Below are 12961 nucleotides of genomic sequence, written 5' to 3' on the forward strand. Positions count from 1 at the left end.
CCGCCGAGCGCGCCCGCACCACCCAGCATGACGTCCGACGCCAACCCGGCTGCAGCCTTGACCACGGGGCGTCCCGACGTCCTGGTCGTCGACGACGACACCGACATCGTCGACCTCATCGACCGCTACCTGGGCGCACATGGCTTCGCCGTCCGCGCCGCGCACACCGGCGCCGACATGCACCTCGCCCTGGCCGCGGCCGCGCCCGACGTCGTCCTGCTCGACCTCGGCCTGCCCGACGTCGACGGCCTCTCGCTGCTTCAGCAGTTGCGCACCCACTGGCAGGGGCCGGTGATCGTGGTCAGCGGCCGCGGCGGCGCGGTGGAGCGCGTGGTCGGGCTCGAGCTGGGCGCCGACGATTACGTCGCCAAGCCTTTCGACTTCCGCGAGCTGCTGGCGCGCATCCGTTCGGTGCTGCGCCGCGCCGCGCCGGTCGAGGCGCAGCCGGTGGCCGGCACGCCGCGCCGGTTGGCGTTCGCGCACCTGGTCGTCGACCTGGCGGCGCGGCGGATGCATGACGCCGCCGGCACCGAGATCCCGCTCACCACCGGTGAATTCGACCTGCTGCGCGCCCTGCTCGAGCGGCCCAACGAGGTCCGCAGCCGCGACGAGCTGATGACCAGCCTGTACGGCCGCGAAGCCGGGCCCTTCGACCGCGCGATCGACGTCGGCGTCGCGCGCCTGCGGCGCAAGGTGGAGCCGGACCCGGCGAACCCGGACCTCATCCGCTCGGTGCGCGGCCTCGGCTACCTGCTTGCCGCCGAGGTGCGGCCGGCATGAGCGACGGCGCACTGCCCGTTCACGCCATCCCGGGACTGTTCGAAGCCGTGCCCGACGCGCTGGTGGTGATCGGTCCCGACGGCCGCATCCTGCACGCCAACGGCCAGGCGGAAGCGCTGTTCGGCCACCCGCGCGGCAGCCTCGAAGGCCGTGAGATCGAGGACCTGCTGCCGGCCGCGGCGCGCGCGCGCCACCGCGACTACCGCGACCGCTACATGGGCCAGCCGCACGTGCGGCCCATGGGCGCGACCGGTCAGACCCTGACCGGACTGCGCAGCGACGGCAGCGAATTCGCGGTCGAGATCGCGCTGAGTCCGCTGCAATCGACCGCCGGCCCGCGCTACCTGGCGTCGGTGCGCGACATCTCCGGCACCCAGCGCGTGCGCCAGGCGCTGGCGCGGGCGCGCTACGACGCCATCGCCGCGCGCATCGGACAGCTGGCGCTGGAGACCGGCACCGAGGCGGAATTGCTCGAGCTGCTGCCCGGCCTGCTGGCCGAGGCCCTCGGCGTCGACTCGGTGGCGATCCTGGCGGCCCCGCACGATGCCCACCCGGCGGGAGTCCGCGCGGCCATCGGCCCGGCGTGGAGCGTCGCCGGCACCACGCCGCGGCCCTTCGCCGGCCAGCACCGCGAGGCCTGGATCATCGACGACGTCGCCGTCGATCCGTCGGCAGCCGCCCTGTTCCCGCTGCCGCTGCCGCCCTCGGGCAGCGCGGTCATGGTCCCGGTGCTCGAACGCCACCGCGTGGCCGGCGCCCTGCTGGCCAGCGCCCGCGAACCACGCCGCTTCGACCACGACACGCGCCACCTCCTGCAGTCCGCGGCTGCCACGCTCGGCGCATTCGTGCAGCAGCGCCGCGCCGAGGAACAGCTCGCGCATGCCCACCGCCTGGACGCGATCGGCCAGCTGACCGGCGGCGTGGCGCATGACTTCAACAACCTGCTGACGGTGATGTCGGGCAGCCTGCAGCTGCTGGAGACGGAGGTCGCCAGCGACTCGGGACGCGAACTGCTGGCCAGCGCCCTGCGCACGGTCGGCCGCGGTGCCGAGCTCACCGCCAAGCTGCTGGCCTTCGCGCGCCGCCAGCGCCTGCTGCCGCGCGAGGTCGACGTCCCGGCGCTGCTGCACGACGTCGAGCGGGTGCTGCGGAGCACGCTGGGGGACGCCGTGCGGCTGCGGCTCGAGGTCGAGGACGGCGTCTCGTCCGCCTGCATCGACGCCGGCCAGCTGGAAGCCGCGCTGCTCAACCTGGTGCTCAACGCGCGCGATGCGCTGCCGCAGGGCGGCGAGATCGTGCTCGGGGCCGGCGAGGAAAGCGTCAAGCGGCCCCGGCCCGGCCTGCCCGCAGGGCGCTACCTGCGGCTCTCGGTGCGCGACACCGGACGCGGCATGCCGGCGGACGTGCTGGCGCGCGCCATGGAGCCGTTCTTCACGACCAAGGGCCGCGAGCGCGGCAGCGGCCTGGGCCTCAGCATGGTGCATGGCTTCGCGCGCCAGAGCGGCGGCGACCTGGAGATCGACAGCAGCCCGGGCGTGGGCACCGAGGCCCGGCTGTACCTCCCGCTGGGTGGCGCCGGCGCGAATGACGCGCCGGCAACGCCTGTGTCCGCCGCGTCGTCATCGGGCAGCGGCGAGCGCGTACTGGTGGTCGAGGATGACCCTGCGGTGCGCGCGATCACCGTCGCCTTCCTGCGCACGGGCGGCTACGCCGTCGAGGCGGTCGCCGACGCCGAGGCGGCCCTGGTGCGCCTGCGCGAGGATGACGGCTTCGCCCTGCTCTTCACCGACGTGATGCTGGGCCCCGGCATGGACGGCAAGCGCCTGGCGGTCGCCGCCCGCGGGCTGCGACCGGGCCTGCCGGTGCTGCTGACCTCGGGCGACGAGGAACACGCCGCGGACGCGGCGGCCACCTCGGGCCTGCGGCTGTTGCGCAAGCCCTGGCGACGCGAGGTGCTGGTGGAGGCCGTGCGCGACGAACTCGCGCGCTAGTGGCAGCGCTCGTCCTCGCCGGCGAGCACCGCGCGCAGGCCCCCCTCGTCAACGATGCGGATGCGTCGGCCGCTGACTTCGATCATGCCGCGGGCCTGCATGCGCGACAGCGCGCGGGTCACGGTTTCCAGGGTCAGCGAGAGGAAGTTGCCGAGCTCGGCGCGGGTCATGCGCAGCTGCAGCAGCTCAGGGTCGAGGGCCAGGGTGGCAAAGCGCGCCGACAGGTCGAGCAGGAACGCGACCACGCGCTGGTCGGCGCCCAGCGTGCCGATGGCCAGCATCCAGCGCCAGTCGCGGCGGATTTCGCCGGCGAGCATGGCGGTCACCCGCGACTGGATCTCCGGCAGCATGTCCTGCAGGCGCGCGCAGGGCAGCTCCCAGACTTCGGCCCCGTCCAGCGCCACCGCATCGCAGGCATGGGCCGGCATGTCCACCGAGTCGAGGCCCAGCAGGTCGCCGCGCATGCGGAAGCCAGTGATCTTCTCTCGGCCGTCCTCGCTCAGCACGCTGGTCTTGAAGCAGCCGCTGCGCACGTAATAGAGCGAGTGGCGCGGCTGGCCGGCATGGAACAGCGCCTGGCGCGGCTCCATCCGGTGCACCCGCGGCGGCCAGCGCAGCAGCAGCGATTCAAGCGCCGGCGCCGCGTGCTGCTGGCGGTCGGAGGACCAGTCACCTGCCTGGCCGCGGGCGGCGGACTGGCTGGACATGGCGTTGTGGAACATGGGCGGCTCCTGCGGCGCGATGCCAGCCACTCTATTCAGCCGCCACGCGCGCACGGGCAGCGGGCGGTAACGGTTTGTAACCGTATGTAACGGCGGCGGACTGTGCAGGGATTACGCAGACGCAAATGAAAACGTTCATCCCGGAACTGAGGAAGGCGCCGGGGAGCGGCGCCGAGGCGCTTTGACGCATGGCCTGCTGAGGGGAAGTCAAGGAGGAGGCTTCGGCCGCAGGCCGGAGCCGGGGGACATGAGCGGCAGCAGGCATCGCATCGCAGCACCGCCAAGCGTCCCGCCGGAACAACCAAAATGAAAGGCCGCCTTGCGGCGGCCTTTCATGCGGACATGCGTGCGCGTTGCGCATGGGGGCGCGCGTCGCGCGTCGCGTCAGCCCTGCAGCGGCACCACGCGGATCTCGACGCGGCGGTTCAGGGCGCGGCCCTGCTCGGTCGCATTGTCGGCGATCGGCATCGACTTGCCGAAGCCCACGACCTCGAAGCGCTCGCGCATCAGGCCCTGGCCGATCAGGTAGTTGGCCACCGAGGAGGCGCGCTGCTCGGAAATGCGCTGGTTGACCGCATCGCCACCGACATTGTCGGTGTGACCGGCGACTTCCACGATGGTCTGGTTGTACTCGGACAGCGTGCGCGCGACGTTGTTGAGCGCCGGGTAGAACTGCGGCTTGAGGTCGGTCTTGTTGAAATCGAAGGTCACGCCATCGGGCAGGTTGAGCTTGATGACGTCGCCGTCGCGGTCGACCACGATGCCGGTGCCGGCGGTCTGGCGGCGCAGTTCGGCCTCCTGGCGATCCTGGTAGGCGCCGACGGCGCCGCCGGTGATGCCGCCCACGCCGGCGCCCACCAGCGCGCGCTGGCGACGCTCGGTGGCGTCGGAGCCGCTCAGCAGCCCGGCCACCGCGCCGATGCCGGCGCCGATCAGCGCGCCGCGACGGGTCTTGTTCGGATCGTTGGGATCACTCGTCTGGCCGGTGTAGCTGGCGCAGCTGGTGAGCAGGACCGCGCTGGCGGCGAGCGAGACGACGAGGATACGGGGCGACGTGCGCATGGGGGAGGCTCCTGTGGCGGGCGGCGGGCGCCCTGTTGGATGAACGGGGCCACGCTAACCGCGGATGCGTCCGCGTGCAGTGATGGGCGCCACCCCTATTCAGCAGCCGGATAGTCTCCGCCGCTGTACAGCCTGGGGATCCGGTCGTTCAGGCCCACCAGGACCTCGTAGGGAATCATGCCCGCCGCCTCGGCGACCTGCTCGACGCGCAGTTCCCCGCCGCCCTGCCGGCCGATCAACACGACCTCGTCGTCGTTCCAGGCGCTCTGGTCTCCGATGTCGACCATGAACTGGTCCATGCACACCCGGCCGACGATCGGGAAGCGCTGCCCGCGGATCAGCACCGAACCCCGCGAGGACAACGCGCGCGGAAAGCCGTCGCCATAGCCGATCGGGATGGTCAGCACGCGGGTGTCGCGCGTCGGCGCCCAGCTGCCACCGTAGCTGACCGTGTGCCCGGCCTCGACCACCTTGAAGTACACCACCCGCGACACCAGGCTCATCGCCGGCTCCACCGCCACCGTCGGCCGGCAGGCCGCGCCCGGCAGCACGCCGTAGAGCATGATCCCGGGCCGCACCATGTCCAGGCGCGCCTGCGGGAAGTGCAGCACGCCGCCCGAGTTGGCGATGTGCCGGGGTGGCATCGGCGCACCGATCCGCGTGAAGTGGGCGCAGGCCTCGTCGAAGCGCTCGAGCTGCAGCGCGGTCATCGGCGAGTCCGGCTCGTCCGCGCAGGCCAGGTGGGAGAAGATGCCGGCCAGGGTGATCCAGCGCGACGCCACCGCCGCCTCGATGAAGGGGCCGGCGCTCCACGCGTGCACGCCGATGCGCTGCATGCCGGTGTCGACCTTGAGGTGCACGGTGGCGCGCTGGCCCATGGCCTCGGCCGTCGCTTCGACCTGGTGCAGCTTCTCCAGCGAGGAGACGGTGATCTGCAGGTCGTGCGCGATGTACTGCGCGACCTGCTGCGCGAACACGCCGCCGAGCACCAGGATCGGCACGGTGATGCCGGCGCGGCGCAGCGCGATGCCCTCTTCGGGAAATGCGACGCCCAGGTGCTCGACGCCCACCGACTGCAGGTGGCGCGCCACCGGCACCAGGCCGTGGCCGTAGGCATTGGCCTTGACGATGGCCATCACCGGCACGCCGACGTGCGCGCGGATCGCGTGCAGGTTGCCCGCGATGCGGTCCAGGTCGACCAGCGCGCGGGTCGGGCGTTCGGAAACGGGCAGGCTCACGGGATCTACTCGAAGCTTCCGACCGAGTCGTGGGCCAGGTTGTCGAAGCGGGTGTACTCGCCGAAGAACTTGAGCTTCACCGCGCCGGTCGGGCCATTGCGATGCTTGCCGATGATCACTTCGGCCAGGCCCTTGTCCGGCGAGTTTTCCTTGTTGTAGTAGTCGTCGCGGTAGATGAAGACGATCAGGTCGGCGTCCTGCTCGATCGCGCCGGACTCGCGCAGGTCCGCCATCACCGGGCGCTTGTCCGTGCGCGTTTCCAGCGAGCGGTTGAGCTGCGACAGCGCCATCACCGGCACGTTGAGCTCCTTCGCCAGCGCCTTCAGCGAGCGGCTGATCTCGGAGATCTCGGTGGCGCGGTTCTCGCTGTTGCCCGGCACCTGCATCAGCTGCAGGTAGTCGATCATGATCATGCCCAGGCCGTGCTCGCGCTTGAGCCGGCGCGCCTTGGCGCGTAGGGCGTCGGGCGACAGCGCGGGCGTGTCGTCGATGAAGATCTTGGTTTCCTTCAGCAGCCGGATCGCGCTCGAGATGCGGCTCCAGTCCTCGTCCTCGAGCTGGCCGGTGCGCAGGCGCGCGGCATTGACGCGGCCGACCGAGGAGATCAGGCGCAGCGCGAGCTGGCTGGCCGACATTTCCATCGAGAACACGGCCACCGGCTTGCGCGTCTTCATCGCCGCGTATTCGGCGATGTTGAGCGCCAGCGTGGTCTTGCCCATGGCCGGGCGCGCGGCCAGGATGATCAGGTCGGTGGGCTGCAGGCCGGCGGTCATCTCGTCGAACTCGACGTAGCCGGTGGGCAGGCCGGTGATCGAGCCGCCGGCGGCATAGCGCGTCTGCAGGACGTCGAAGGCGTCCTTCATGGCGTCGTTGACCGCGGTGAAGTCCTTGCGGCCGCGGTTGCCGGCCTCGGCGATCGCGAACACGTCCTGCTCGGCCTTGGCCAGGATCTCGGAGCTCTCGCGGCCCTCCGGCTGGAAGCCGTCGTTGACGATGCCGGTACCGACCTCGATCAGCTGCCGCAGCACCGCCTTGTCGCGGACGATTTCGGCATAGGCCACGATGTTCGCGGCCGACGGCGTGGTGGTGGCGAGCTCCACCAGGTAGGCGCCGCCGGCCACCAGCTCGGACTGGCCCTGCGATTCGAACCACTCGCCGAGCGTCACCGCGTCGAACGGACGGTTGCGCTCGGCCAGTTCCTTGATGGCGCGGAAGATCAGCTGGTGGTCGCGGCGGTAGAAGTCGACCTCGTCGAGCTGGTCGCCGACGCGGTCATAGGCCTCGGGCGACAGCATCAGCCCGCCGATGACGGCCTGCTCGGCCTCGACCGACTGGGGCGGAAGGCGCAGGTGTTCGACCCGGGCATCGCCACGCCCGTGCGGGTCGCGGCCGTCACGCTTGAAGCCGGGTCTGGCGCTCATCGCTGCACGCTCGTCACTATCGGGACTCCCCTGGTGGGACCGTCGCCGCGGCCCCTGGTGCTGTGTCGGACTGACATCGTAAAGGCCCCCGGCCGGGAAGCGTTGCAGACAACCCTGTGGATAACCGGTGGGTATCGCAGGAACCGCGACCGCGGACGCCGGAAACGGAAACGGGCGCCCCGAGAGGCGCCCGTTCCAGTCCCGACCGTGATGGCTCAGGCGGCTTCGGGTTCGACCACGACCTTGACGGTGGTCTCGACGTCGGCGTGCAGGTGCACGACGACCTCGTACTCGCCGACGGTGCGGAAGGCGCCCTCGCCCATCACCACTTCGGACTTCTCGACCGGGGTGCCGGCCTTGGTCAGGGCCTCGGCGATGTCGCGCGGACCGACCGAGCCGTACAGCTTGCCCTCGGTCGACGCATTGGCGTAGACGGTGACGCTGGCGCCTTCGAGCGCGGCGACGCGCGTGTTGGCCTCGTCCAGGCTCGACTGTGCCTTGGCCTCGTACTCGGCGCGGCGCGTCTCGAAACCGGCCAGGTTGGCGGCGGTGGCCGGGACGGCCTTGCCCTGCGGCACGAGGAAGTTGCGGCCGTAGCCGGGCTTCACGCTGACCTTGTCGCCAAGGTTGCCGAGGTTGACGACCTTCTGCAGGAGGATCAGATCCATGGGGTGTACTCCGTATTCGTTAGCGGCGCACCCACGCGCGCCGCAACCGTTGCTGTCCGAATGGACGGTGGCCGGGCCGCCCTGGGGCGGCGCGGGATCAGACGTTGTGGTTGTCGGTGTACGGGATCAGGGCCAGGAAACGCGCGCGCTTGACGGCGGTGGCGAGCTGGCGCTGGTACTTCGACTTGGTGCCGGTGATGCGGCTGGGAACGATCTTGCCGTTCTCGGTCAGGTTCTGGCGCAGGGTGTTGAGATCCTTGTAATCGATCTCCTTGACGCCCTCGGCGGTGAACTTGCAGAACTTGCGGCGGCGGAAGAACTTGGACATGTCGGTGATCCTCAGGCGGCTTCGGAGTTGTCGTCGGTGTCGGCGGCGGGCTTCTCGCCCTCGCCTTCCTCGTCGTCACGGCGGCGGCGCTCGCCACGCTCCGGACGGTCGGGCTTCTCCGGCTTCTCGTCCTTGTTCTTCATGATCAGCGACTGCTCGGTATCGGCCTCTTCGCGGCGGACCACGAGGTGGCGGAGGATGGCGTCGTTGAAGCGGAAGCCCTCGATCAGCTCGTCGAGCACGGACTGGCCGGCCTCGATGTTCATGAGCACGTAGTGGGCCTTGACCAGGTTGTCGATCGGATACGCCAGCTGGCGACGACCCCAGTCCTCCAGGCGGTGGATCTTGCCTTCGGAACCTTCGATCAGGGTCTTGTAGCGCTCGACCATGGCCGGCACCTGTTCACTCTGGTCCGGATGGACCAGGAACACGATCTCGTAGTGACGCATGTTGTTTCCTCGTGGATATCGGCCGCGGGCGGAACGCCGCTGGCCGGGACAGCCCCCGGACGGTCCCTGGAGGACGCCGTGGGGCAAGGGACTCCCGGCGGACCGGGAGCCGGACATTATTGCAGGCGGCGCGACGGCCGCGCAAGTTGACGCGGCGCTCAGGCGACCTTGTCGGCGTCGGTGGTGAAGCTCTCGCCGCAGCCGCAGGCGGCGGCGGCCTTCGGGTTGCTGAAGGTGAACTGCTCGTTCAGGCCCTGCTTGAGGAAGTCCATTTCGGTTCCGTCGACCAGGGGCAGGCTGTCGGCGTCGACGAAGATGCGCACGCCGTCCTGCTCGAACACCGTGTCGCCGGGGCGCTCGTCGCGTGCGAGATCGACCGCATAGCCCCAGCCGGAGCAGCCGGTGCGGTTGACGCCGAAGCGCAGGCCGAGGGCCGCGGGAGCGGATGCGAGGTAGCCCTTCACGCGTTCGAGGGCGGCGGGTGCAAGGGTGATGGCCATGGCGTCATTCTACTCCGTGGGGCCGGCGCGGATCCGGCATCCGCGCGGCGATGGGTCCGGTAAACTCACACTCCCTGTATCGGTCCCTCCATTCAAGGATTCAAGGCATGACGGTTGTCAGCGTCGAACACGCGCTCGCGGGCAAGGTCGCCGCCGGCGGCGAAGTCACGGTCCGCGGCTGGGTGCGCACCCGGCGCGATTCCAAGGCCGGGCTGAGCTTCGTCAACGTCAGCGATGGCTCGTGCTTCGCGCCGATCCAGGTGGTCGCGCCGTCCACGCTTGCCAACTACGAGGCCGAGGTGAAGCGCCTGACCGCCGGCTGTTCGGTGATCGCCACCGGCACCCTGGTGGCGTCGCAGGGCCAGGGCCAGAGCTTCGAGATCCAGGCGGAGTCGATCGAGGTCGTCGGCTGGGTGGAGGATCCGGAAACCTATCCGATCCAGCCCAAGGCGCATTCGCTCGAGTTCCTGCGCGAGGTCGCCCACCTGCGTCCGCGCACCAACCTGTTCGGCGCGGTCACCCGCATCCGCCACTGCCTGGCGCAGGCCGCGCACCGCTATTTCCACGAGAACGGCTACTACTGGGTCAACACGCCGATCATCACCACCTCCGACGCCGAGGGCGCGGGCCAGATGTTCCGCGTGTCCACGCTCGATCTCGCCAACCTGCCGCGCGACAAGGACGGCAGCGTGGACTTCGACCGCGACTTCTTCGGCAAGGAAACCTTCCTCACCGTCTCGGGCCAGCTCAACGTCGAGGCCTTCGCGCTCGCGATGAGCAAGGTCTACACCTTCGGTCCGACCTTCCGCGCCGAGAACAGTCACACCACGCGCCACCTGGCCGAGTTCTGGATGATCGAGCCGGAGATCGCCTTCGCCGACCTGGCCGAGACCGCACGCATCTCCGAGGAGTTCCTCAAGTACCTGTTCAAGGCGGTGCTCGACGAGCGCGGCGACGACATGGCCTTCATCGCCGAGCGCGTGCAGAAGGACGCGATCACGCGGCTGGAGTCGTTCATCAACGCACCGTTCGAGCGCATCGAGTACACCGATGCGGTGGAACTGCTGCAGAAGTCCGGCCACAGGTTCGACTTCCCGGTGGAATGGGGCCTGGACCTGCAGACCGAGCACGAGCGCTGGCTGACCGAGCAGCACGTCGGCCGGCCGGTGGTGGTGACCAACTATCCCGAGCACATCAAGGCCTTCTACATGCGCCTCAACGACGACGGCAGGACCGTCGCCGCGATGGACGTGCTGGCCCCGGGCATCGGCGAGATCATCGGCGGCTCGCAGCGCGAGGAGCGGCTCGACGTGCTCGACGCGCGCATGGACCAGTTCGGCCTCGATCGCGAGCTCTATGGCTGGTACCGCGACTTCCGCCGCTACGGCACGGTGCCGCACGCCGGCTTCGGCCTCGGCTTCGAGCGCCTGATCGTCTACATCTGCGGGCTGTCCAACATCCGCGACGCCATCCCCTACCCGCGCGCGCCCGGCACGGCGGAGTACTGAGGCCGTGCTGCTGTTCTTCGCCCTGTGTTTCGTCGGCGTCGCCATCGCCGGTGCGAGCGCGTACATCATCTTCTGGCCGCTGTCGCTGGTGCAGCTGCGCGACCTCCATCCCGCCGTGCGCGAGCGCCTGGGTGAAGGCGCGTTCCTCAAGCCGCGGGTGATGTGGTGGCTGCTGTCCGGCGGCTACCGCGAGACCCGCGATCCTGCGTTCACCGGCCTGGCGACGCCGGCCCGCGTGGCGCTGTCGACGGTGATCTTCGGGCTGTCCGGCGCCGCGATCCTGTGGCTCTGGTCGGTGGCGCTGTCATGACCGGTTTCGACGACGGTCGCCAGCGTGACGAATGGTGGCTGGCCACGCTTGGACGCATGGTCATCTGGGCCCGGTTGCGCGTGCGCGAGGGCGGCACCGCCGAGGTGCTCGACAGCGACGGCAACACCCTGGGCTACGACAGCGAGGACACCGCGCGCGCCATGCTGATGGATGCCGAATACGTGGCCTTCGACGGCCTCGACGACGCCGATGCCGCCGAGCGCGGCTTCCTCCCCGGCGAGCTCACGCCGCCACAAGGCGACGATGAGGGCGTGCTGCAGGCCGGCATGATCCAGACCTTCGGCGGCAACGCCTGACCGGGGCTCCCGCCCCAGACCAGCAAGGAGACAGCCATGGACCTCGACCTCACCGGACGCCACGCACTGGTCTGCGGTGCGTCCGAAGGCATCGGTCGCGCCACCGCGATTGAACTGGCCGCGCTGGGCGCCAGCGTCACGGTGCTCTCCCGCCGCGAGGATGCGCTACGCGAGGTGGTGTCGACGCTGGCGAGTGGTGCGGGCCGCGAGCACGCCCTCGTGGCGGCCGACAGCGCAGACACCGACGGCCTGGCCAAGGCCGTGGCCTCCGTGGTCGCGCGGCGCCCCGTGCACATCCTGGTCAACAACACCGGCGGGCCGCCCGGTGGGCCCGCGGCCGACGCGCCGCTGGACGCCTTCGAAGCCGCCTTCCGCCGCCACCTGCTCGCCAACCAGGTGCTGCTGCAGGCTGTGCTGCCGGGCATGCGTGAAGCGCGCTGGGGCCGCGTGGTCAACGTGGTCTCGACCTCGGTGCGGGAACCGATCGTCGGACTGGGCGTGTCAAACACCATCCGCGGCGCGGTGGCCTCATGGGCCAAGACGCTGTCGCGCGAACTGGCGCCCGAGGGCATCACGGTCAACAACGTGCTGCCCGGCTTCACCGAGACCGGGCGCATCCGCCAGATCATCGGCGACCGTGCGAAGAAGGAAGGCCGCAGCGAAGACGACATCCGCCGCGAGATGGAGGCCGCGATCCCGGCCCGACGCTTCGCCACCGCCGACGAGACCGGCGGCGTGATCGCCTTCCTGTGCTCGCCGGCCGGGTCCTACGTCAACGGCGTCAGCCTCGCGGTCGACGGCGGGCGCATGGCCTCGATCTGAGGCCGTGCCCGAAGGCCCGGAGATCCGCCGCGCCGCCGACCGCCTTGCCGAGGCGGTGGCGGGCGAGCCGCTGGTCCGCGCCTGGTTCGCATTCACCGCACTGAAGCGCTTCGAAGCCGGCCTGGTCGGCCGCCGCATCGAATCGATCACCTCGCGCGGCAAGGCGATGCTGATCCGCTTCGACCACGACTGGACGATGTACAGCCACAACCAGCTGTACGGCGTCTGGAAAGTGGCCGCGCCGGGTGAGCAGCCGGAGACGCAGCGGTCGCTGCGCGTTGCCTTCGAGACCCCGCGCGGCGCGATCCTGCTGTACTCCGCATCGGATGTGTCGATGTGGCGCAGCGACGAAGTCGAATCGCATCCGTTCCTGCAGGGCCTTGGACCCGACGTGCTCGATACCGCTCTGGACGCGACCGCCGTTGCCGCGCGGCTGCGGTCCGCGCCCTACCGCGGCCGAGCACTCGGCAGCCTGCTGCTCGACCAGGGCTTCCTTGCGGGCATGGGCAACTACCTGCGCTCGGAGGTGCTGTTCAGCGCGGGGCTGCGGCCGGAGCGGCGGCCGAAGGACCTGGAGCCGGAAGCGACGGCACGCCTCGCACGGGCGCTGCTCGCCATCCCCCGCCTGAGCTACGCCACCCGCGGCATCGCACCCGCCGACCGCATGCGCGATGACTACCTCACCGACACGCCGGACGCCTTCCGCTTCCAGGTCTTCGGGCGCGGCGGCCAGCCCTGCCCCGCCTGCGGCACCGCGATCGAGCGCATGAGCGTCGGATCGCGCCGGCTCTACCTCTGCCCGGCCTGCCAGCCTGACGGCCCGGTCCGGCGCGGGTAAGCTTGCG

General features: G+C 70.4%; 15 protein-coding genes. 7 read left to right on the top strand and 8 right to left on the bottom strand.

All coding sequences use genetic code 11. The features are described from left to right. Positions 1-27: 27 nt before the first annotated feature. Both JGR68_RS07730 and JGR68_RS07735 read left to right on the top strand, forming a co-directional pair. Positions 28-780 (top strand): response regulator transcription factor, encoded by a 753-nt coding sequence (locus tag JGR68_RS07730; protein ID WP_199362007.1) that lies wholly within the window; start codon positions 28-30, stop codon positions 778-780. Continuing rightward, positions 777-2771 carry an ATP-binding protein gene (locus JGR68_RS07735; RefSeq protein WP_199362006.1) on the top strand — a complete coding sequence of 665 codons (1995 nt, stop codon included), beginning with the start codon at positions 777-779 and terminating at the stop codon, positions 2769-2771. The genes JGR68_RS07730 and JGR68_RS07735 overlap by 4 nt, the downstream gene beginning before the upstream one ends. Here the strand turns inward: JGR68_RS07735 and JGR68_RS07740 are convergent. The 8 genes from JGR68_RS07740 to JGR68_RS07775 all read right to left on the bottom strand — a co-directional run bounded on the left by JGR68_RS07740 (position 2768) and on the right by JGR68_RS07775 (position 9159). Beyond that, positions 2768-3493 (bottom strand): helix-turn-helix domain-containing protein, encoded by a 726-nt coding sequence (locus JGR68_RS07740; RefSeq protein ID WP_199362005.1) that lies wholly within the window; start codon positions 3491-3493, stop codon positions 2768-2770. The genes JGR68_RS07735 and JGR68_RS07740 overlap by 4 nt on opposite strands. A gap of 384 nt (positions 3494-3877) precedes the next feature. Continuing rightward, positions 3878-4555 (bottom strand): OmpA family protein, encoded by a 678-nt coding sequence (locus JGR68_RS07745; RefSeq protein ID WP_199362004.1) that lies wholly within the window; start codon positions 4553-4555, stop codon positions 3878-3880. A gap of 95 nt (positions 4556-4650) precedes the next feature. After that, positions 4651-5793: an alanine racemase gene (gene alr / locus JGR68_RS07750; RefSeq protein WP_199362003.1), complete on the bottom strand. Its 1143-nt coding sequence runs from the start codon at positions 5791-5793 to the stop codon at positions 4651-4653. Between the two features lie 5 nt (positions 5794-5798). Continuing rightward, on the bottom strand, positions 5799-7214 hold the full coding sequence (locus JGR68_RS07755) for a replicative DNA helicase (protein ID WP_199362002.1): 1416 nt from the start codon (positions 7212-7214) through the stop codon (positions 5799-5801). Positions 7215-7429: 215 nt separating this feature from the next. Continuing rightward, positions 7430-7882 carry a 50S ribosomal protein L9 gene (gene rplI / locus JGR68_RS07760; protein ID WP_199362001.1) on the bottom strand — a complete coding sequence of 151 codons (453 nt, stop codon included), beginning with the start codon at positions 7880-7882 and terminating at the stop codon, positions 7430-7432. Positions 7883-7979: 97 nt separating this feature from the next. Further along, positions 7980-8210 carry a 30S ribosomal protein S18 gene (gene rpsR, locus JGR68_RS07765; RefSeq protein WP_055247656.1) on the bottom strand — a complete coding sequence of 77 codons (231 nt, stop codon included), beginning with the start codon at positions 8208-8210 and terminating at the stop codon, positions 7980-7982. 11 nt (positions 8211-8221) lie between these two features. After that, positions 8222-8659, bottom strand: coding sequence for a 30S ribosomal protein S6 (rpsF, locus tag JGR68_RS07770; RefSeq protein WP_199362000.1), 438 nt, complete (start codon positions 8657-8659; stop codon positions 8222-8224). Positions 8660-8817: 158 nt separating this feature from the next. Then, on the bottom strand, positions 8818-9159 hold the full coding sequence (locus JGR68_RS07775) for an iron-sulfur cluster assembly accessory protein (protein WP_199361999.1): 342 nt from the start codon (positions 9157-9159) through the stop codon (positions 8818-8820). 107 nt (positions 9160-9266) lie between these two features. Here JGR68_RS07775 and asnS point away from each other — a divergent pair, with 107 nt between their 5' ends. From asnS to nei, 5 genes are read left to right on the top strand one after another with little or no spacing between them, the layout of a single operon-like run. After that, positions 9267-10667, top strand: coding sequence for an asparagine--tRNA ligase (gene asnS, locus JGR68_RS07780; RefSeq protein WP_199361998.1), 1401 nt, complete (start codon positions 9267-9269; stop codon positions 10665-10667). A 4-nt stretch (positions 10668-10671) separates the two neighbouring features. Then, complete coding sequence (locus tag JGR68_RS07785; RefSeq protein ID WP_199361997.1) at positions 10672-10977, top strand: hypothetical protein; 306 nt, start codon at positions 10672-10674, stop codon at positions 10975-10977. Beyond that, positions 10974-11294 (top strand): hypothetical protein, encoded by a 321-nt coding sequence (locus tag JGR68_RS07790; protein WP_199361996.1) that lies wholly within the window; start codon positions 10974-10976, stop codon positions 11292-11294. The genes JGR68_RS07785 and JGR68_RS07790 overlap by 4 nt, the downstream gene beginning before the upstream one ends. Before the next feature lie 36 nt (positions 11295-11330). Further along, positions 11331-12116: an SDR family oxidoreductase gene (locus JGR68_RS07795; protein WP_199361995.1), complete on the top strand. Its 786-nt coding sequence runs from the start codon at positions 11331-11333 to the stop codon at positions 12114-12116. A 4-nt stretch (positions 12117-12120) separates the two neighbouring features. Continuing rightward, entirely contained in the window at positions 12121-12954 is an 834-nt protein-coding gene (nei, locus tag JGR68_RS07800) for an endonuclease VIII (protein WP_199361994.1), read from the top strand. Positions 12955-12961: the final 7 nt, after the last annotated feature.

The sequence above is a fragment of the Luteimonas sp. MC1750 genome, assembly GCF_016615955.1.
Lineage (GTDB): Bacteria > Pseudomonadota > Gammaproteobacteria > Xanthomonadales > Xanthomonadaceae > Luteimonas.

Excerpts from the sequence above, each read along its gene's own strand:
- JGR68_RS07745 (WP_199362004.1), bottom strand. The coding sequence starts at position 4,555 with ATGCGCACGTCGCCCCGTATCCTCGTCGTCTCGCTCGCCGCCAGCGCG.
- rplI (WP_199362001.1), bottom strand. The coding sequence starts at position 7,882 with ATGGATCTGATCCTCCTGCAGAAGGTCGTCAACCTCGGCAACCTTGGC.
- asnS (WP_199361998.1), top strand. The coding sequence starts at position 9,267 with ATGACGGTTGTCAGCGTCGAACACGCGCTCGCGGGCAAGGTCGCCGCC.
- rpsF (WP_199362000.1), bottom strand. The coding sequence starts at position 8,659 with ATGCGTCACTACGAGATCGTGTTCCTGGTCCATCCGGACCAGAGTGAA.
- JGR68_RS07755 (WP_199362002.1), bottom strand. The coding sequence starts at position 7,214 with ATGAGCGCCAGACCCGGCTTCAAGCGTGACGGCCGCGACCCGCACGGG.
- JGR68_RS07775 (WP_199361999.1), bottom strand. The coding sequence starts at position 9,159 with ATGGCCATCACCCTTGCACCCGCCGCCCTCGAACGCGTGAAGGGCTAC.
- JGR68_RS07730 (WP_199362007.1), top strand. The coding sequence starts at position 28 with ATGACGTCCGACGCCAACCCGGCTGCAGCCTTGACCACGGGGCGTCCC.
- JGR68_RS07790 (WP_199361996.1), top strand. The coding sequence starts at position 10,974 with ATGACCGGTTTCGACGACGGTCGCCAGCGTGACGAATGGTGGCTGGCC.
- JGR68_RS07795 (WP_199361995.1), top strand. The coding sequence starts at position 11,331 with ATGGACCTCGACCTCACCGGACGCCACGCACTGGTCTGCGGTGCGTCC.
- JGR68_RS07735 (WP_199362006.1), top strand. The coding sequence starts at position 777 with ATGAGCGACGGCGCACTGCCCGTTCACGCCATCCCGGGACTGTTCGAA.
- rpsR (WP_055247656.1), bottom strand. The coding sequence starts at position 8,210 with ATGTCCAAGTTCTTCCGCCGCCGCAAGTTCTGCAAGTTCACCGCCGAG.
- JGR68_RS07740 (WP_199362005.1), bottom strand. The coding sequence starts at position 3,493 with ATGTTCCACAACGCCATGTCCAGCCAGTCCGCCGCCCGCGGCCAGGCA.